Genomic DNA, 18,071 nt, shown 5'->3' with positions numbered 1-18,071 from the left:
AATGCGAGCTAAGCGCTTGCCTAATCAGAATTTATTGGAGTACTGGAATGAGATCGGTTGAGCTTTTCGCAGGTGCCGGCGGTCTGGCCATGGGTTGCGAAATTGCCGGTTTCGAGCACCTGGCCGTGGTCGAATGGGATAAATGGGCGTGCGATACCGTTCGGGAGAATCAGCGCCGCGACTACCCTCTCGTCCGAGACTGGACACTCCACGAAGGTGACGTTCGATCCTTTGACTGGTCCTCGGTTCCCCAGGATATCGAGCTACTGGCAGGCGGTCCGCCCTGCCAGCCGTTTTCCATTGGCGGCAAGCACAAGGCCCACGAAGACGGCCGTGACATGTTCCCGGCTACTGTGGACATCATTCGGCAGTTGCGGCCCAAGGCTTTCATCGTAGAGAACGTCAAAGGCCTCACGCGCGCGAAGTTTGCGAATTACTTCTATTACATTCAGTTGCAGTTGGAGTTCCCTGACGTTCCGCCTCGGAAGGACGAAGATTGGTCCGATCATCTGGCGCGCCTCCAGGTTGAGAAGACATCGGGCAAGCGCAAAGGTAAGGGCAACACGTACAACGTGATTCCTACGCTGGTAAACGCAGCGAACTTTGGCGTCCCCCAGAAGCGCGAACGCGTCTTCCTCGTGGGCTTCAGAGACGATCTGGGTGTGGAATGGTCGTTCCCGTCTGAGACTCACAGCTACGACGCACTCTTGCACGACCAGTGGGTGACGGGCGTCTACTGGAAGCGCCACGGCATACGTCAGCCTAAAACTCCGCCAAAACTTGCAGCTCGGGTGGCCAAGCTGCAGCAGTTCCGCACGATGTTGCCGACCCAAGCGTGGCGAACGGTTCGGGATGCTCTACAAGGCTTGCCCGATCCGGAGAGCCGTGACGCCAAGAAATTCGCCAACCATATCTATCAAGCAGGCGCGCGCGCGTACCCCGGCCATACCGGCAGCCCCCTAGATCTGCCGGCTAAAACGCTTAAGGCTGGCGGTCACGGTGTGCCCGGCGGTGAAAACATGCTGGTGAAGGACGACGGTTCGGTTCGGTACTTCACGATTCGCGAGAGTGCTCGAATCCAAACTTTCCCGGATGGCTTCCAGTTCCATGGAAGCTGGTCTGAAACCATGCGACAGCTTGGCAATGCCGTTCCAGTACTGCTGGGCCAGAGGGTGGCCGCGAGTGTTGCCGAGCAGCTAGCGATTGCGGGCCTGTCGCAAATCGCCAAGAATGAAGCATCGACGAAAAAGAAGCGCGCATGACTGCCAAAGTAATTCCGTTCAATCCTTTGGATAAGAAGAACCTTGGCGCTAGTGTTGCTGAGGCATTGCTGACTAAGGAAGTACATCCACTCGGCCAGCTGCCTCAGTTTGATGGCGCGGGCATCTATGCAATTTATTACACGGGTGATTTTGAGGCCTACGCGCAGGTAACGCGCCTGAACAATGATGGGAAGTTCATGCTGCCTATCTATGTCGGCAAGGCGGTTCCGGCCGGTGCTCGCATGGGCGCGGGCACAGACGTGCCTCCGGGGAAAGTCCTATTTAAGAGGCTCAAGGAGCACGCGGACAGCATCAAGTCAGCGACGAACTTGAACATTGAAGACTTCTTTTGCCGATTCCTGGTTGTCGATGATATTTGGATTCCACTAGGCGAGTCGCTGATCATCTCTCGATTCACTCCTGTGTGGAATTCGCTGATTGATGGATTTGGCAATCACAATCCCGGCAAGGGACGGCATGCCGGAATGAGGCCTCGGTGGGATGTACTCCATCCAGGACGAGAGTGGGCGTTGCGCCTTGCTGAACGCCCTGAATCTCAGCTGCGCGTGTTTGAAGATGCTGAGACATATCTCCGTGCCCTGCCCGCCTGCTTGTCTCAAATGTTTGTCGGGGACAATAGCTAGCCGTTTATTTTTAGCCTCATTACGGAGGAAATTTCCCTTGTCGTATAGTTCGACATTAGAGTTCGACCTACCGACCGCGCTTCGCGATCAGATCGTCGCCCAGTTACGGCGAATGAAGCCAGCGACGCTGAGCGAATCCAACATTACCGCCATGGGCATAAGTGGGGACGGACAAGGGGTTTATCAGCTCTTCTATAAGGGAGAGCTAGCTTACATTGGAAAGACGGATCTAGAGGCTGGCCTCAGAAAGAGGCTTTTAAGGCACGCAAACAAGATAAGCTCGCGAAAAAATATCGAAAAAAAGGATGTCAAGTTTTTATCTCTTCGCGTCTACGTCTATTCAGCGATGGATCTAGAGTCATCACTGATTGCTTACTATAAAAAGCAAAAAACACCCGCATTTTGGAACACAAGCGGGTTTGGATCAAACGACCCGGGACGTCAAAGAGACACATCTGGAGTCAAAGAATCTCACTTTGATTCACTCTATCCTATTGACCTTGATTGGTCTGTCGGCGAGGCATTGATTGAGTCCAAAACGATTGCTGATGCCTTGATTATCCTGAAGAAAAATACACCATACTTAATTAGATTTGAGACCAACAGAAAGAAGGCGCCTCACGCAGATTTAGCCAATTGTGCAGCACCGCAATTCAACAAGAACGAGTCAGTCGGCTCCGCACTTCTTAAAATCTCCCGCTCTCTCGGCGCCAAATGGCAGATCACAGCTTTGCCTGGATATGTAATTGTCTATAGAGAGAAGAGGGAATATGCGCATGGAACAGTTATAAAATATACAAGTAAAAAAAGGCCCGCCTCCTAGGCGGGCCTTTCATCAACAATCATGAGAAACAATGAAACTCCTCAGGATTTCATATCGCGTTTTGTAGGTGTACTCATCATTGGCACTCCGCGACGCAAGACTGTAAGCAGACAGCCCCTCAGCGTATGCACCATTTTTCCTTTGATCTTCAAACTCAAAAATGCAATCCCTGATCGAATGTCCGGCAGGGTTTTCTACGCCCTTCCTGTAGACCCAGTAATAGACGGGAAGATTTCCCGACGATTTCAATAGCGAATCGTCTTTCTCGAAGTCTCGTCGCATTCTAGACAGAACGCTCTTCACGTTATCAAATGCTTTATCAAAGCCCTGCTCCTGAAGCATTGCCTCCGAAACAAACCTATCGAGCGTAGCCTTTTTTGTATCTACGAAGTCACCCCGGTGCTCCAGCAATAGAAGCTTAGCGGCCACATTCTCATGTTGCTTTCTAGAGTTACTGAACGAAACACACTCGCGAAAGAACGGAGTTTCAGAAATCTCACGTATGTAAGCAGGAACAACCCCCTGCATTGCACTCCGGACCTCTGCGCCGGTGAGTGACTTACTTCTATTAAGTCTTATGAATAGATCATTGATTCGGCTCTCCTGGTCAGTGATGACGGACATCACAGAGAGCGAGAACGCCTCAATTCTTGACATTATCCTAGGATGCCTCTCACGAAGATCCTTGGCATATAATCCAGACAGCGAAACTCCACTATCAGAAAGATACATTGAGTCCTTATTCAGTGGAAATTCCCCATCGAGGAACCCGAATATTGCTTCAAACCTTTGCCGTCCGTCAATCACTGCATAGGGCTTTCCACTGGTGTTTAGCCGACTTCCAGAATAACTAAAATCTGCAACATAGAACTTTGGAACGTCGTACCCGTTAATTATGGAGTCTATCAGGAAGGCACGATCACTCTGCTTCCACACGCCAGACTTCCTCTGGTAAGGCGGGGACAGATCAAGAAGCTCACGTTCCGCGTACCACCAAGAAATACTACTAGTAGCGAACGGCCGAACGACAAAGACGTTATCCATATTCAGAACCCAAAAGTAGTCTTTATCTCCATACCCAATCCCGAAAGATCAGGATAGATAACGGAGTGCGTATAACCGATGCTCAAAAGCTTACTATGAAGCCCCGCCTTCTTAGCTTCTGGAACTCGAAGCGAAACAAGCGCATTGGGCGCGTAGGCTTTTGACTCCATGCTCTCCGGCGACCGGCAGAACATGACAAAGGTGCCCCTCTGCGCCGTTATTCGGTTATTAGTATGATTGCCTAGGATCGCTATAGGATCAGAGGGTGCAAAATCATCCCCGGGGTCCCTGAGAAACTGCAAGGCCGTCGGCATAGTTGGATCGGGAACTCTATCCAAGTGCGGATTATTCAAAGCACTCTTGTTCCAAAGTATAGGATCCAGCATCCAGACACACGCATCCGCCCCCGGGGGACTGCTCGAAATCGCGAAATACAACGCGATATATGGATTCTCACTCCAATCCAGCAACCTAGTGGGGACGCCGTAATGCTGTTGCAGGAAAAGCCAATCAAAATCAGTATTTGGCTCGTTGCGCAAGAAAGGAGCGCTAGTCTGCAAGAATCGGGACTTTAGTCGAGCCTCCAAGGGTAGGATTTGCGAAGGGTCTCCAACCACTCCACTGTGTCGAAACAACGTAGGCAGAAGCTTGTAGTCTGGATGATTACCAGATCCTCGAAACCACTTCGGACCCGGACTGGCCGCAAGCCATTTTTCCACGTTATCCATCACATCTGCTAGCGATTGAATTTCAATCTCAGCAACTGCCATTCTTTTCCCCCTGCACCCAGCTTTTCTTTGTAGAAAGGTAACACGAGCACTACCCCATTGATAACGCTTATTGAGCAGATGCACGATATCGACATGTTACTCGTCGCATCCCTCCAAGCCTCATCTAAGATCCCGCAGTTCCTCCCTAAATGCAGAAGGGGCGACCAACTGGTCGCCCCTCTGTAGAGATTTACTCGTTCCTACTTCAAACCCCAACAGGGTTAGCCTTCTCCGGATCAATCTTGTACTGCTTGATCGCCCGGGCCACATCCTTCCCGGTCATCTTCCCATCCTTAGCCAGCGCCGCAATCGCGGCATGCGCGATGTAGTACCGGTCAACCTCGAAGAAGCGACGCAGGTTCGCGCGGGTATCCGAACGACCAAAGCCATCCGTGCCCAGCACGGTGTACGACATCGGCACGAACGCGCGGATCTGGTCCGCATACGCACGCACGTAGTCGGTGGCGGCAATCGCCGGACCCTGGCGGCCTTCCAGCAGCTCGGTCACGTAGGCCTTGCGCTGTTCGCCTTCCGGGTGGAAGCGGTTGGCACGCTCGGCATCGAAGCCGTCACGGCGCAGCTCGTTGAAGCTCGGGCAGGACCAGATGTCGGCGGTCACGCCGAAGTCCTTGTCCAGCAGCTCGGCGGCGGCAATCACTTCACGCAGGATGGTGCCCGAACCCAGCAGCTGCACGCGCAGCTCGCCCTTCTTGGGCTTGCCGGCGTCGGTCAGCAGGTACATGCCCTTCACGATGCCTTCGGCTGCACCTTCCGGCATTTCCGGGTGGGTGTAGTTTTCGTTCATCAGGGTCAGGTAGTAGTACTCGTCTACCTGGTCTTCCATCATGGCCTTGGTGCCGTGCTGCAGAATCACGGTCACTTCAAAGCCGAAGGTCGGGTCGTAGCTGCGCACGTTGGGAATGCCGCCGGCCACCAAGTGGCTGAAGCCATCTTCGTGCTGCAGGCCTTCACCGTTCAGCGTGGTGCGGCCGGCGGTGCCGCCCAGCAGGAAGCCGCGGGTACGCATGTCGGCAGCCTGCCAGGCAATGTCGCCCACGCGCTGGAAGCCGAACATCGAGTAGTAGATGTAGAACGGCAGCATCGGCACGTTGCTCACCGAATAGCTGGTGCCGGCGGCCATCCACGAGCTGATGGCGCCCGGCTCGCTGATGCCCTGCTGCAGCACCTGGCCGCTCTGGTCTTCGCGGTAGAACATCAGCTGGTCGGCGTCGACCGGCTTGTACTTCTGGCCGAACGGCGCGTAGATGCCGATCTGGCGGAACAGGCCTTCCATACCGAAGGTACGGGCTTCGTCGGCCACGATCGGCACGATGTGCGGGCCCAGTTCCTTGTCACGCAGGGTGATGTTCAGGCTCTGCACGAAGGCCATGGTGGTGGAATAGCTGCGCTCGCCGCTGCTCTTCAGCAGGCGCTCGTAGGTTTCCAGCTTCGGTGCGTTGAAGCTCTTGTCGGCCTTGCGGCGGCGCTGCGGCAGGTAACCGCCCAGGGCGCTGCGGCGTTCCTGCAGGTACTGCACTTCCGGCGAATCCGGGCCCGGGTGGTAGAACGGCACCTGGCCATCGGCCAGCTGCGCGTCGGTCACCGGAATGTTGAAGCGGTCGCGGAAGTGGCGAACGGCTTCGTCATCCAGCTTCTTGGTCTGGTGGGTCGGGTTCAGTGCCTCACCGGCGCTGCCCATGCCGTAACCCTTCACGGTCTTGGCCAGGATGACGGTCGGCATGCCCTTGGTGTTCACGGCCTGGTGGTAGGCGGCGTACACCTTGTGCGGGTCGTGGCCACCACGGTTCAGGCGCCAGATGTCGTCGTCGGAAAGACCGGCCACCATGGCGGCGGTTTCCGGGTACTTGCCGAAGAAATGCTCGCGGGTATACGCGCCGCCGAAGGCCTTGCAGTTCTGGTATTCGCCGTCGACGGTTTCCATCATCAGCTTCTTCAGGACGCCATTGGTGTCCTTGGCCAGCAGGGCATCCCAGTAACCGCCCCACAGCAGCTTGATGACATTCCAGCCGCCGCCACGGAACACGCCTTCCAGTTCCTGGATGATCTTGCCGTTGCCGCGCACCGGGCCATCCAGGCGCTGCAGGTTGCAGTTCACCACGAAGATCAGGTTGTCCAGGCCTTCACGGCCGGCCAGCGCGATGGCACCCAGGGTTTCCGGCTCGTCGCTCTCGCCGTCGCCGATGAAGCACCACACCTTGCGGTCGGACTTTTCGATCAGGCCACGGTTTTCCAGGTAGCGCATGAACTGCGCCTGGTAGATGGCGGCCAGCGGGCCCAGGCCCATCGACACGGTGGGGGTCTGCCAGAAGTCCGGCATCAGCCACGGGTGCGGGTAGGACGACAGGCCACCGCCGTCCACTTCCATACGGAACTTGTCCAGCTGCTCTTCGCTGATGCGGCCTTCCAGGAAGGCGCGCGAGTAGATGCCCGGGGCGCTGTGGCCCTGGATGAACAGCAGGTCGCCCGGGTGGCTGTCGCTGGGGGCGCGCCAGAAGTGGTTGAAGCCCACGTCGTACAGGGTGGCGCCGGAGGCGAAGGAGGCGATGTGGCCGCCCAGGTCGCCCGGCTTGCGGTTGGCACGCACGACGGTGGCCATCGCGTTCCAACGGATGATCGAGCGGATGCGCCATTCCAGTTCCGCGTTGCCCGGGCTCTTGGCCTCCAGCTGCGGATCGATGGTGTTGACGTATTCGGTAGTGGGAGAGAACGGCAGGTACGCACCCGAACGACGGGTCAGTTCCACCATGCCTTCCAGCAGCTGATGCGCGCGCTCAGGGCCCTCGACATCAATGACGGCCTTCAACGACTCGATCCACTCCTGGGTTTCCACAGGATTGGTGTCGTTGTTCAGCACTTCGTTCAACCAGTTCATTAGCGCTCCCAATTACCGCACGCACGCGCGCGACTGTTGTATAGATATCTAGACCGCAAAGTGTAGCGCACCAAGGGCTTGCGTCGTTTGGCTACGCTGCCGTATGGATGCGTAAAGCCCATGTCCGCAAGGCCTGTCCCGGGCCACGCGGGGCCGGGACAAGTGGGCTTAACCCTCTGTTTTTTCCGCCGTATGGCCCCGCGCCGGGTGTCGCTTTTGGCCTGCTGCGCCCACGTGCAGGACGCAGTGTTACCGCCACGCATGACCGCCGTAGGGCAATCTGGGCCGTCGTAGGCCTTGTCTGACGGTACGCCACCGTATATCTGACAGCCTTGTCGCATATGGCTCTGGACGCTGCGTCGGTCGGTCCGCACCGTCGGTGGGGAGCAGGCCCCTTCCAGCGGTTCGCCGCGTTGTCTGCCCGCCCCGTCCACCGGGGCTTTCTGCGGTTGCTGTTGCGTGGCCCGGCACGGATGCCGGGCCACGCAATAGTGGCTTGCAGCGCGCGCACGCCCTGCCCCAACCCCTTGCCCTGCCTGGCCCCGTGGCCCATTTTGCACATCGGTGTGGCCGAAAGCGTGCTTGCCCGGCCCCGCCTATCGATATATCGTTTGCACACTCGTTACCGATATATCGAAATGAGCCGGACCGCTACCGCCAAGACCAGCAAACCCGACGCGCCCGCCATCCCCCGCCGCAACGGTCAGCCGCGGGTGCTGAGCCGGGGCGACCTGCGCCTGCTGGTGCTGGCACTGATTGGTGAACAGCCGCGCCACGGCTACGAGCTGATCCAGCACATCAGCGGGCTGTTCATGCAGGCCTACACCCCCAGCGCCGGCACCATGTACCCGCTGCTGGCCAGCTTCGAGCAGGCCGGCTGGGTGGCGTCGGAAGAAGAGGACGGCCGCCGCGTGTTCCGCATCACCGCGGCGGGCGAATTCGAGCTGAAGGTGCAGCGCACCCAGGTACGCCTGGCCCAGCGCCGCGCCTTCGACCGCGCCCGCGAGATCACCAAGGCCTCGCTGCCGCCGCCGCTGGCCACCGCCCTGCGCGAATTCAAGCAGGCGCTGGTGCGCCACCACGGCCGCTGGAGCGAGGGCGAGGCCGAGGCGGTGGCCGAGCAGTTGTCGCGCGCCTCGGCCCTGCTGAACGGTGCGCTGGCCGATGCGCCCTACCGTGTTACCCCGACCGAGCCAGACTGACGCCCGCCAGGTCGTTCCCCCTTCCACGCGCGCGATGGCGCGCGCTTGCCTAGTACAGGTACTGCAATGACCTCACATGAAAATTCGCGGCTGCGCCTGGATGTGCGCTTCCGCCACCTGACCGTACTGCGCACCGAGACCGTGACCCCGCACATGCGCCGCGTGGTGCTGGGCGGTGCCGACCTGGCCGGTTTCGATTCGCCCGGCCCCGATGACCACATCAAGCTGTTCTTCCCCAACAGCAGCGGCGAGATGGTGCTGCCGGTAATGACCGCCGAGGGCCCGCGCTACCCCGAGGGCAAGGAACATTCGGTGGCGCGCGATTACACCCCGCGCTGGTGGGACCACGAGACCGGCGAGCTGGCCATCGACTTCGTGCTGCACGACCAGGGCATTGCCGGGCCGTGGGCCGAACGCGCGCAGCCGGGCGACACGCTGTCGATCGGCGGCCCGCGTGGCTCGTTCGTGGTGGCTGATGATTACGACGCCTACGTTCTGATGGGCGATGAAACCGCGCTGCCGGCCATTGCCCGCTGGCTGGACGTGCTGCCCGAAGGCGCCGAGGTGCAGGCGTACATCGAGGTGAGCGACGAGGACGAGCGCCAGGACCTGCCGCAGTACGAGAACGTGCGCATCCACTGGCTGGAGCGCAACGGCTTCCCGGCAGCCAGCAGCACGCTGCTGGAAGACATGCTGACCGACTTCGAGGCACCCGACGGCGACACGTTCTACTGGATTGCCACCGAATCGCGCCGCGCACGGATGATGCGCAAGTTCATCGAAGGCCACCTGGGCGTACCGCGCGACTGGATCCGTTCAACGGGTTACTGGAAGGCACACCCGGACGAAACCGACGGCGATTGAGGCACGGTGGGTGAGAACCAGGTAGTGCCGGCCGCTGGCCGGCAACCTCATCAACCCTCGGCCGGATCCTGCAATTGCGGGCCAGCATCCGGCACGACCGCGTTGGGCGCCACCCGGCGCACCCACCCGAACCGGTGCGCGGCCCAGATTTCCAGCCCCACCAGCAGCAGGATGACCAGCCACGGCAGCAGCAGCCCGAAGTACACGCCGGGCATCATGCCGTTGATCTGCGCCTTCACCAGCCGCACCACGCCGCGCGTATGCAGGAGTTCGTCCACGTGCATGGTCAGCGCCTCGCGTACGACCTTGGGCTCCACGCCCACCACACCGGCCTTGTCCACCAGGGTGTCTTCCACCAGGCCGCGCAGCACGCCTTCGCGCACCTTGCCGATGACCCAGCCGCCACCACGCGCCAGCACGCCATCGCCGAGGCGATCGGCCAGCGGCAGCGGGTGCTCGCTCAGATAGGCCGACGCGACGGCATCCGCGACGTCCCCCACCGTGCCCTGGCTGCGCAGGGCCTCGCGCATGCGCGGGTCATCCAGCGAATCGGTGAAGCTGACGCTCCACGCGCCCACCAGGGTCTGCAGGTGCGGCTGGAAATGGTCCATCTGCTTGAGCAGCGCGCGGTGCGCACCCGCAGTGAACCCCAACTGCAGGCCAAAGAAGGCGGTGCCCAGCGGCAGCAGCACCACGTAGCTGGCCAGCAGCCAGTGGTGCCAGCGCCGTTGACGCTGCAGCCAGCGGCGGCGATGCAGCGCGTACCACAGGGCCATGCCGATGCCGAGCCCGAGCAGAACGCCCAGCACGCTGCCAACGGCCAGATCGAGCACGCTCAGACCTGCCCAGAATTCGTTCAACCAGTACTGCGCTTCCTGCATCGTGTTGCCCTCCATGGTGTGAAACAGCGGCCCATTGTAGGGCCGAGCCCAGGCTCGGCTGCTTTTGGCGAGGCAGGCCGAGCATGGGTTCGGCTCTACAGGAACGCGTTGCGACGTTCTCTGCCACAATCGCGCTCCTTTCCCGCATCTGTGAGGCCCTCCATGGGCAAACTGACCCTGGCCGGCATCGACAAGCTGCGCACCCGCTTCGCTGATGATGCTGTTTGCGACACGGCACTGGCCGCCTTCGCCGACCCGGCGGCACTGCGCGCGCCGCTGCGCGAGCTGCTGGAGGCCGAGCACCGTTTCCTGCAGGCCGAATTTGAAGTGGCCCAGGTAGCCGACGTGCTGCGCCGCGACCAGAAGTACGCGCCGGCAGGCCGCCCCTCGGTGCATATCGTGCAGCTGCGCAAGCAGCAGGCCGCCACCAAGCAGGCCGCGTTGATCGCCCGCAACGTGGTGGCGCAGGCCGCGCAGACCTTCGTACGCGCCAGCGGCATGACGGTGAAGGCCAAGCAGAGCCCGAGCGAAGCCTGCGCCGCGTGGTTGATTGCCCAGCGCTGAGCGCGATAGTGCCGGCCGCTGGCCGGCAGAATTCCGGATATCGCGACGGGGGTAGAGTCGACCGTTGGTCGACTAGCGCGCGCAGCGCGCGATTCCGGCGCACCGCGAAGCGCAATCGACTAACAGTCGACTCTGCCTGCGCCGCGTGGTTGATTGCCCAGCGCTGAGCGCGGTAGTGCCGGCCGCTGGCCGGCAGAATTCCGGATATTCCAACGGGGGTAGAGTCGACCGTTGGTCGACTAGCGCATGGCGCGGGATTCGGGCATCCCCCAAAAGCAGTCGACTAACAGTCGACTCTACCGGAAGCAGGTCCCGGCGCAGGCCCAAGCCAAAGCGGGTTCCCGCGCGGTCACCCCACTCCACCAGAAAAAAGAAGGCCCGCTTTTCAGCGGGCCTTCTGCCTTCTCACAACGAGTGAGCGGGTTACATCACGCCGCCGGCTTTTCGCCGGTAGCTTCGGTGGTGATGCGGATGTTCACTTCATCGCTGACGTTCGGGGCGTAGGCGCCGACGCCGAAATCGCTGCGCTTCAGGGTGGTGGTGGCATCGAAGCCAGCGGCCGGCACCTTGGCCATCGGGTGCTCGCCACCGCCGTTGATGGTGACATCCAGGGTGACCGGCTTGGTGATGCCCTTGATGGTCAGGTCACCGGTGACGGTCAGCTTGTTGGTGCCGGCGGCTTCCACCTTGGTGCTCTTGAAGGTGGCATCGGCAAACTTGGCGGCGTCGAAGAAATCGGCGCTCTTCAGGTGTTCGTCGAACTTGGCGGTGAAGCTGTTCAGGCCGCTCAGCGGCAGCTTCACTTCCACGGTGGACTTGGTCACGTCGGCAGCGTCGTACACCAGGGTGCCTTCAGCGTTGCCGAAATGCGCGCTCGGGTGCGAGAAGCCGAAGTGGCTCCACTGGGCCAGCACGTCGGTGTGGCTCGGATCGAGCTTGTAGGTGCCCGAGGCGATCTGGATCGCTTCGGCAGCCGGGGCGGCAGCGGCGGCATCAGCAGCCGGGGTGGCAGCAGCCTGTTCGGTGGTGGCCGGTGCAGCGGCATCAGCGGCCGGGGCAGCGGTGTCGGCCGGCTTGGAGCAGGCGGCGATGGCCAGGGTCAGGGCCAGCGGCAGCAGCAGTTTACGGGTGGCGCTCATCTGAGGAACTCTCCGGAATCGTAGGGTGGGTACCAAGGGTGCAGCAGAGGCCGCCAAGGGGGCGGCCCGAAACCGATACAGCGACTTACGCGATGCGCGCCGCTTCGTCGAACGACAGGCGCGGCAGACGGGGGAACAGCCCCGAGGGGTCACCGTACCCCAGGTTGACCAGGAAATTCGACTTGATGCTGGTACCGGCGAAGAATGCTTCGTCGACCTTGGCATTGTCGAAGCCGGACATCGGGCCGGCATCCAGGCCCAGCGCGCGTGCGGCCAGGATGAGGTAGGCGCCCTGCAGGCTGCCGTTGCGGAACGCGCCTTCGTGGCGGCCTTCACGCGGGCCGTCGAACCAGGCCTTGGCATCGGTGTGCGGGAACAGGTACGGCAGCTTTTCGTGGAAATCCTGATCGAAGCCGACGATGACGGTGACCGGGGCGGCCAGGGTCTTGTCGTGGTTGCCTTCGGACAGCGCCGGGGCCAGCTTGGCCTTGGCTTCTGCCGACTTCACGAACACGAAGCGCGCCGGGCTGCCGTTGGCAGCGGTCGGGCCCCACTTCACCAGCTCGTACAGGGCGTGCAGCTGGGCGTCTTCCACCGGCGTGTCGAGGAAGGCGTTCTGGGTACGGGCAGTGCGGAACAACTGGTCCAGTGCAGCAGCGTCGAGCGCGTGGGACATCGGTGGATCTCCAGGGCAACAAAGGGAAGTCAGTGCCCGCGGCAGGCGCAGGGCGAAACGACGATCAGGAGTGTAGAGTGTCGCGACTGTTGCAACACCCAGCAGGGCTGAAACGAATTAATGCCAATGGTGAAACGATCGAGCGCGCCGTGGACGGTCACTGACGGCCGTGCGGGCAATGTCCGCCAGGCGGTCGCGCTGGCCTCGGCGCTGCGCCAGGGCACCCACCACCCGCTGGTGCTGCAGCCCCGCGCGCCGTGGCGGTGGCTCGCGCCGCGGCGCCTGCCCGGCGATGTGAATGGCTATGGCGAGGACTTTGCCGCGTTGGCGGCGCAGGCCCCCGCGCTGGCCATCGGCTGTGGCCGCCAGGCGGCCGGTGCGCTGCGCGTGCTGCGTGGGCGCGGCAGCCGCACGGTGCAGATTCTCGACCCGAGGCTGCCTGCCCGTCATTGGGATCTGGTGGTGGTGCCCGAACATGATGCCCTGCGTGGCAGCAACGTGCTCACCCTGGTGGGCAGCCTGAACCCGGTGGACGATGACTGGCTGGCGCTGGGCCGTGCCGCGTTTGCCGACTTCAGCGCCCTGCCCGGCCCACGCACCGCATTGCTGGTGGGCGGGCCGACGCCGTTGGCCCCGTGGGACGAGACGGCGATGGTGGCGGTGTTCAAGGCACTCGCCGAACAGATAGGCAGCGAGGGCGGCAGCCTGCTGGCCACCACCTCGCGACGCACGCCGCCCGCCCTGGCCGATGTGCTGCGCGCGATGTTCGCCCACCTGCCGCACGTGATCTGGGGTGATGGCGGCGACGGCGTGAACCCCTATGCCGGCCTGCTGGGCTGGGCCGACCGGGTGGTGGTATCGCCCGATTCGGTGAACCTGCTGTCCGAAGCCAGCGCCACGCGCCTGCCGGTGATGGTGGCCCTGGCCGACACCGCACAGGGGCGACTGGCCCGCTTCCAGCAGCAGTTGCACGAACGTGGTCGGCTGCAGACGCGCTGGCTGGATTGGCAGCACGACCGCATCGAGCCCCTGCGTGAAACCGCGCGGGTGGCCGCCGAAGTCAGCGCGCGCCTGACCCTGGCGTAGCGCCGGCTGCCGGCCAGCAACGGGTAGTGCCGGCCGCTGGCCGGCAACCCCGCACATCAGCCGGCCAGCGGCCGGCTCTACCGTTGCACGGGCGCCCATGCCCTTTAGGATGGTCCAGGCCTTCCCCGGAAATGGAGTTCCCATGCGCCTGCTGTGCCTGCTGCCACTCACCCTGCTCACCGCCTGCGTGAGTTCGCCCACCGAACTGGACCCGCTCTCCTACCAGTGCCAGCAACAGCTGGATGCCTATCGCGAGCAGCCAGCGCTGCGCGATTCACGCGATGGCCCATTGCCGCTGCCAATCGCGCCGGTCAGCGCTGAGTGTCGCAAAGAGCTCTCCAGCAAGGGCGTCGACGTGGAAATCCGGCGCTGATGCACGCCTCGCTCCCGCCGCGTTTCCAGCCACCAGGCTGAACCGACGATGTTGGTGTTGCGCGTGGCCGGGCGGATAATGGGCGGTTCCCTCTTTCCCCCGGCTCGCCATGTCCGTGCGTCCTGACCCTGTGTTTGCCCCGCTGACCCCGCGCGCGCTCGTGCTGGCAGTGCTGGCCATGGGCGCGGTGGTGCTGCTGTCCAACGTGCTGGTGCAGTACCCCATCAACGATTGGCTGACGTGGGGCGCCTTCAGCTACCCGGTCGCATTCCTGGTGAGCAACCTGATCAACCGCCGCTTCGGCCCGGGCCCTGCCCGCCGCGTGGCGTGGGTCGGCTTCCTGGTGGCGGTGCTGCTGTCGGTGTGGGTGGCAACGCCGCGCATCGCCATTGCCTCGTGCACGGCCTTCATCGTGGCCCAGCTGCTGGACATCACCGTGTTCGACCGCCTGCGCCGTGGCAGTTGGTGGCGTGCACCGATGGTGGCTACCACCTGCAGCGCGACGTTGGACACGATCATCTTCTGGTCCATCGCGTTTGTCGGTTCTGGCCTGCCGTGGGTGAGTTGGGCGGCGGGCGATCTGGCAGTGAAGCTGGCCATCGGCGTGTGCCTGCTGGCCCCGTTCCGTGCGTTGTTGTGGAAGATGGCGCCGCTGCGCAGCGCGCGGTGACGGAGCGTGCCGACCAACGGTCGGCACCTACCAAAGCGGGTTCCCGCCCGGTCATTGCATTCATGCCAACCAAGGTTGGCATCTACCCTTGAAGATCAGGCAAACGGCAGTTCCGCCGCCACGCACGCGGCACGGATCGCCGCACACGCTTCTTCAATTGCCGGGGTGGTGGGCGCCAGCCGCGGGCGACGATCCAGCGTGCAGGCCAGGCCCACGTCCAGCAGCGTGGCATGCGCGCCGTGCAACGCGTGTGCGGTTCCAACCGGCAGGAAACCGGCAGCCGCCAGCGCATCAATCAGCGAGGGTGTATCGCGCGGCTGCAGCAGCGCGGTGTGCTGGACGGCACGATCCAGCACGCCGGTCTGCAGCAGGAACTCCAGATCGACCACGCCACCCGCACCCTGTTTCAGGTCCAGCCGCGCCGCATCGCTGCGGTCCAGTTCGGTGCGCATGCGCCCGCGCATCTTCAGCACGTCGGCATACAGCGTGCCGGGGTCGCGCGCGCGCCCCAGGGTCTGTGCGCGTACCTGCTCGAAGTCAGCCAGCAGGCTGGCGTCACCCGCCACGCCGCGAGCGCGTACCAGGGCCTGGTGTTCCCAGGTCCAGGCGCGTTCGCGCTGGTATTCGGTGTAGCTGGCCAACGAGGACACCAGCGAGCCCTTGCCGCCATCCGGGCGCAGGCGCACATCGATGTCGTACAGGCGGCCGGCGGCGGTGACCGCGCCCAGCAGGGCCATCACCTTCTGCGCCAGGCGCGCATACCAGCGCCCAGGTTCCAGTGGGCGAGCGCCGTCGCTGGCGTCCAGGCCGGCAGGATGGTCGTGCAGGAACACCAGATCCAGATCCGAGCCGAAGCCCAGTTCCAACCCGCCCAGGCTGCCGTAGCCGATGATGGCGAAGCGGCCTCCGGGCACGATGCCATGCGCGGCGCGCATGTCCGCCTCGGCCAGTTTCAGCACGGTGATGACCACCGCCTGCGCCAGTTCGGCCAGTTGGCGGGTACTGTCCACGGCACCCTGGCGGCCATCCAGCGTGGCCATCGCCATGCGGAAGCTGAGGGCCAGCCGCGTTTCATTGAGCCAGCGCAGTTGCGACTCGGGATCTTCCACCGGCAGCACCTGCTGGCATTCGGCCAGCATGCCGGCGAAATCCGGCATCGGCCCGGAGACGCGTACATCCAGCAGTTCGTCCAGCAGCAGCGGATAGGCCACCAGGCGTTCGGCCAGCAGCGCGCTGCGCGCCAGCACGTCCACGAGCCGCGCCAGGGCGCTGGGTTGTTCGTCCAGCAGCGCCAGATAGCTGGTCCGGCGCAGTACCGCCTGCAGCAGGCCCAGCACGCGCTTGAGTGCGGCATCGGGCTGCGGCGAACGCGTGGCGGCATGCAGCAGCGCCGGCAACACGCGGTCCAGGCGCGCACGCGCGGCATCGGACAATGACTTCACGCCGGTGCTCTGGGCGAAATCGCGCAGTGACTGGTCGGCGCCGTTGGCATCGAAGAAACCGGCCTCGGCCAGCAGTTCGCTGTTGCTGCCTTCGGGCAGGCTGCGCCAGTAGCTGGCCAGCGCGTCGGGGGCGGCCTGCCCCTTGCGCGGGGCCAGCAGCGCGGCAAATTCGGTGCTGACGCGCTGCTGCTGCGCGGTCAGGGCCGCGCGCAGGTCATCCCACGCCGGGTAGCCCAGGCCGAGGGCGATGCGCTGGCGATCGAGCGGATCGCTGGGCAGCACGTGGGTCTGTGCGTCGCGCAGCATCTGCAGGCGGTTTTCCAGCCGGCGCAGGAACAGATAGGCCTCGCCCAGCGCGGCACCATCTTCGGGCGCGATCTGGCCGGCGTTGACCAGCGCGGGCAGGGCCACCAGCAGGCGCCGCTCGCGCAGCACGGGCTCGCGCCCGGCGCGGATCAGCTGCAGCGCCTGGCACAGGAATTCGATTTCGCGGATGCCACCGGCACCACGCTTGATGTCTTCGTGCAGCTCGCGGCGCGCGACCTCGGCGGTGATCGCCGCTTTCATCTCGCGCAGGCCGTCCAGCGCGGTGAAATCGAGATAGCGCCGGTAGACGAACGGACGCAGGGTCTGCAGCCACGCTTCACCGGCGGCGATATCGCCCGCCACCGCGCGCGCCTTCAACCAGGCGTAGCGTTCCCAGTCGCGGCCCTCGCGCTGGAAGTACTGGTCCATCGCCGCGAACGACAACGCCACGCGGCCGGCACTGCCGAACGGGCGCAGGCGCAGGTCGACGCGGTGGCTGAACCCATCGACGGTGGTGTCGTCCAGCAGCTTGGCCAGGCGCTGGCCGAGGCGGGCGAAGTATTCCTCAGCCGCCAGCGGGCGCGGGCCATCGGATTCGCCGCCCTGGGCGTAGGCGTAGACCAGATCGATATCGGAACTGAAGTTGAGCTCGCCACCGCCCAGCTTGCCCAGGCCGAACACCACCAGCTGCAGGGGCTGGCCGTGGTCGTCGCGGATGACGCCGTGGCGCTGGGCGAATTCCTGCTGCAGCGCGTCCAGCGCCAGGCGCAGGCACGCTTCGGCCAGGGTGGTGGCGCCGGCCAGGGTCTGCGGCACGTCATCCAGGCCGGCCAGATCGCGCCAGACCAGGCGGGTGGACATGGCGGTGCGCCAGCGGCGCAGCTGCGCGGGCCAATCGCTGGGCTGCTGCGGGTCCAGCACGGGCGGTGGCAGCGGCGGGCAGCCGGGCTGGGCCAGATGGGCCAGCAGGGCCGGCTGACGCACCAGGGTGTCCAGGGCGAAGTCGCTGGCCACCGCCAGGGCGGCCAGGAACGGCAGCTGTTCGGCGGGGAGCGGCTCGGGCACGGCCTGGGACAGGCGCGCCAGCGCGCGGTCGACCAGAGGCTGCAGGGTGGCGGGCAGTTCAGCGGGGGCGAGGGTCATGCCCCGATTGTATCGACCCGGTAGTGCCGGCCGCTGGCCGGATGGGGTCGGATCCCTTTGCCATCGGCAAAGGGCTCTGACCCCCTTGATTACCGCGGATGGGGTCAGAGCCTTTTGCCGTTGGCAAAAGGATCCGACCCCGCCCAGCGCGTATTCAGCTTGGGCATCGAGCAATAAAAAAGCCCGCTTGCAGCGAACTGCCAGCGGGCTCTGCTCCCTCCCCCACGTCGGGATGCAGGGCCATCCTGCGGGCTGCGGAAGGACATTGCACGCTGCACTGCAAAACAGA

The 18,071-nt window shown here is 63.2% G+C and carries 16 protein-coding genes; 9 read left to right on the top strand and 7 right to left on the bottom strand.

What is annotated here, in order from left to right:
* Window positions 1-47: 47 nt before the first annotated feature.
* From C1924_RS02120 to C1924_RS20225, 3 genes are all read left to right on the top strand, one after another.
* Window positions 48-1,262 carry a DNA cytosine methyltransferase gene (locus C1924_RS02120; protein WP_108763863.1) on the top strand — a complete coding sequence of 405 codons (1,215 nt, stop codon included), beginning with the start codon at window positions 48-50 and terminating at the stop codon, window positions 1,260-1,262.
* Window positions 1,259-1,906, top strand: coding sequence for an Eco29kI family restriction endonuclease (locus tag C1924_RS02115; protein WP_108763862.1), 648 nt, complete (start codon window positions 1,259-1,261; stop codon window positions 1,904-1,906). Before C1924_RS02120 ends, C1924_RS02115 begins: the two co-directional genes overlap by 4 nt.
* Before the next feature lie 112 nt (window positions 1,907-2,018).
* Complete coding sequence (locus C1924_RS20225) at window positions 2,019-2,729, top strand: GIY-YIG nuclease family protein (RefSeq protein ID WP_159094732.1); 711 nt, start codon at window positions 2,019-2,021, stop codon at window positions 2,727-2,729.
* A gap of 12 nt (window positions 2,730-2,741) precedes the next feature.
* Here the strand turns inward: C1924_RS20225 and C1924_RS02110 are convergent, their stop codons facing one another.
* From C1924_RS02110 to aceE, 3 genes are all read right to left on the bottom strand, one after another.
* Window positions 2,742-3,773 carry a DUF262 domain-containing protein gene (locus C1924_RS02110; RefSeq protein ID WP_108763861.1) on the bottom strand — a complete coding sequence of 344 codons (1,032 nt, stop codon included), beginning with the start codon at window positions 3,771-3,773 and terminating at the stop codon, window positions 2,742-2,744.
* Window positions 3,774-3,775: 2 nt separating this feature from the next.
* Window positions 3,776-4,543: an FRG domain-containing protein gene (locus C1924_RS02105; RefSeq protein WP_108763860.1), complete on the bottom strand. Its 768-nt coding sequence runs from the start codon at window positions 4,541-4,543 to the stop codon at window positions 3,776-3,778.
* Between the two features lie 205 nt (window positions 4,544-4,748).
* Window positions 4,749-7,436: a pyruvate dehydrogenase (acetyl-transferring), homodimeric type gene (gene aceE, locus C1924_RS02100; protein ID WP_108763859.1), complete on the bottom strand. Its 2,688-nt coding sequence runs from the start codon at window positions 7,434-7,436 to the stop codon at window positions 4,749-4,751.
* 638 nt (window positions 7,437-8,074) lie between these two features.
* Here aceE and C1924_RS02095 point away from each other — a divergent pair.
* Window positions 8,075-8,638: a PadR family transcriptional regulator gene (locus tag C1924_RS02095; protein WP_108763858.1), complete on the top strand. Its 564-nt coding sequence runs from the start codon at window positions 8,075-8,077 to the stop codon at window positions 8,636-8,638.
* A gap of 66 nt (window positions 8,639-8,704) precedes the next feature.
* On the top strand, window positions 8,705-9,502 hold the full coding sequence (locus C1924_RS02090) for a siderophore-interacting protein (RefSeq protein WP_108763857.1): 798 nt from the start codon (window positions 8,705-8,707) through the stop codon (window positions 9,500-9,502).
* Window positions 9,503-9,552: 50 nt separating this feature from the next.
* Here the strand turns inward: C1924_RS02090 and C1924_RS02085 are convergent, their stop codons facing one another.
* Window positions 9,553-10,383 (bottom strand): hypothetical protein, encoded by an 831-nt coding sequence (locus tag C1924_RS02085; protein ID WP_108763856.1) that lies wholly within the window; start codon window positions 10,381-10,383, stop codon window positions 9,553-9,555.
* Between the two features lie 162 nt (window positions 10,384-10,545).
* Here C1924_RS02085 and C1924_RS02080 point away from each other — a divergent pair, with 162 nt between their 5' ends.
* Window positions 10,546-10,947, top strand: coding sequence for a hypothetical protein (locus C1924_RS02080; protein WP_108763855.1), 402 nt, complete (start codon window positions 10,546-10,548; stop codon window positions 10,945-10,947).
* 428 nt (window positions 10,948-11,375) lie between these two features.
* Here C1924_RS02080 and C1924_RS02075 read toward each other — a convergent pair whose 3' ends face one another.
* Window positions 11,376-12,086 (bottom strand): YceI family protein, encoded by a 711-nt coding sequence (locus tag C1924_RS02075; protein WP_108763854.1) that lies wholly within the window; start codon window positions 12,084-12,086, stop codon window positions 11,376-11,378.
* A gap of 85 nt (window positions 12,087-12,171) precedes the next feature.
* Window positions 12,172-12,762, bottom strand: a complete 591-nt coding sequence (locus tag C1924_RS02070; protein ID WP_108763853.1) for a malonic semialdehyde reductase — start codon at window positions 12,760-12,762, stop codon at window positions 12,172-12,174.
* A 126-nt stretch (window positions 12,763-12,888) separates the two neighbouring features.
* On the opposite strand from C1924_RS02070, the gene C1924_RS02065 reads away from it, so the two are divergent.
* The 3 genes from C1924_RS02065 (at window position 12,889) to C1924_RS02055 (ending at window position 14,891) form a co-directional block, all read left to right on the top strand.
* Window positions 12,889-13,848: a mitochondrial fission ELM1 family protein gene (locus C1924_RS02065; RefSeq protein ID WP_108763852.1), complete on the top strand. Its 960-nt coding sequence runs from the start codon at window positions 12,889-12,891 to the stop codon at window positions 13,846-13,848.
* A gap of 142 nt (window positions 13,849-13,990) precedes the next feature.
* On the top strand, window positions 13,991-14,221 hold the full coding sequence (locus C1924_RS02060) for a hypothetical protein (RefSeq protein WP_108763851.1): 231 nt from the start codon (window positions 13,991-13,993) through the stop codon (window positions 14,219-14,221).
* Window positions 14,222-14,330: 109 nt separating this feature from the next.
* Window positions 14,331-14,891, top strand: a complete 561-nt coding sequence (locus C1924_RS02055) for a queuosine precursor transporter (protein ID WP_108763850.1) — start codon at window positions 14,331-14,333, stop codon at window positions 14,889-14,891.
* A gap of 95 nt (window positions 14,892-14,986) precedes the next feature.
* Here the strand turns inward: C1924_RS02055 and glnE are convergent, their stop codons facing one another.
* Window positions 14,987-17,782 carry a bifunctional [glutamate--ammonia ligase]-adenylyl-L-tyrosine phosphorylase/[glutamate--ammonia-ligase] adenylyltransferase gene (gene glnE / locus C1924_RS02050; protein WP_108763849.1) on the bottom strand — a complete coding sequence of 932 codons (2,796 nt, stop codon included), beginning with the start codon at window positions 17,780-17,782 and terminating at the stop codon, window positions 14,987-14,989.
* Window positions 17,783-18,071: the final 289 nt, after the last annotated feature.

This window comes from Stenotrophomonas sp. ESTM1D_MKCIP4_1 (assembly GCF_003086895.1).
Classification (GTDB): Bacteria; Pseudomonadota; Gammaproteobacteria; order Xanthomonadales; family Xanthomonadaceae; genus Stenotrophomonas.
This window is presented reverse-complemented; position numbering and strand designations above follow the sequence as displayed.

What these genes read in the sequence shown, in the direction of transcription:
- C1924_RS02120 (WP_108763863.1), top strand. Translation starts at nt 48, where the DNA reads ATGAGATCGGTTGAGCTTTTCGCAGGTGCCGGCGGTCTGGCCATGGGT.
- C1924_RS02115 (WP_108763862.1), top strand. Translation starts at nt 1,259, where the DNA reads ATGACTGCCAAAGTAATTCCGTTCAATCCTTTGGATAAGAAGAACCTT.
- C1924_RS20225 (WP_159094732.1), top strand. Translation starts at nt 2,019, where the DNA reads ATGAAGCCAGCGACGCTGAGCGAATCCAACATTACCGCCATGGGCATA.
- C1924_RS02110 (WP_108763861.1), bottom strand. Translation starts at nt 3,773, where the DNA reads ATGGATAACGTCTTTGTCGTTCGGCCGTTCGCTACTAGTAGTATTTCT.
- C1924_RS02105 (WP_108763860.1), bottom strand. Translation starts at nt 4,543, where the DNA reads ATGGCAGTTGCTGAGATTGAAATTCAATCGCTAGCAGATGTGATGGAT.
- aceE (WP_108763859.1), bottom strand. Translation starts at nt 7,436, where the DNA reads ATGAACTGGTTGAACGAAGTGCTGAACAACGACACCAATCCTGTGGAA.
- C1924_RS02095 (WP_108763858.1), top strand. Translation starts at nt 8,075, where the DNA reads ATGAGCCGGACCGCTACCGCCAAGACCAGCAAACCCGACGCGCCCGCC.
- C1924_RS02090 (WP_108763857.1), top strand. Translation starts at nt 8,705, where the DNA reads ATGACCTCACATGAAAATTCGCGGCTGCGCCTGGATGTGCGCTTCCGC.
- C1924_RS02085 (WP_108763856.1), bottom strand. Translation starts at nt 10,383, where the DNA reads ATGCAGGAAGCGCAGTACTGGTTGAACGAATTCTGGGCAGGTCTGAGC.
- C1924_RS02080 (WP_108763855.1), top strand. Translation starts at nt 10,546, where the DNA reads ATGGGCAAACTGACCCTGGCCGGCATCGACAAGCTGCGCACCCGCTTC.
- C1924_RS02075 (WP_108763854.1), bottom strand. Translation starts at nt 12,086, where the DNA reads ATGAGCGCCACCCGTAAACTGCTGCTGCCGCTGGCCCTGACCCTGGCC.
- C1924_RS02070 (WP_108763853.1), bottom strand. Translation starts at nt 12,762, where the DNA reads ATGTCCCACGCGCTCGACGCTGCTGCACTGGACCAGTTGTTCCGCACT.
- C1924_RS02065 (WP_108763852.1), top strand. Translation starts at nt 12,889, where the DNA reads ATGGTGAAACGATCGAGCGCGCCGTGGACGGTCACTGACGGCCGTGCG.
- C1924_RS02060 (WP_108763851.1), top strand. Translation starts at nt 13,991, where the DNA reads ATGCGCCTGCTGTGCCTGCTGCCACTCACCCTGCTCACCGCCTGCGTG.
- C1924_RS02055 (WP_108763850.1), top strand. Translation starts at nt 14,331, where the DNA reads ATGTCCGTGCGTCCTGACCCTGTGTTTGCCCCGCTGACCCCGCGCGCG.
- glnE (WP_108763849.1), bottom strand. Translation starts at nt 17,782, where the DNA reads ATGACCCTCGCCCCCGCTGAACTGCCCGCCACCCTGCAGCCTCTGGTC.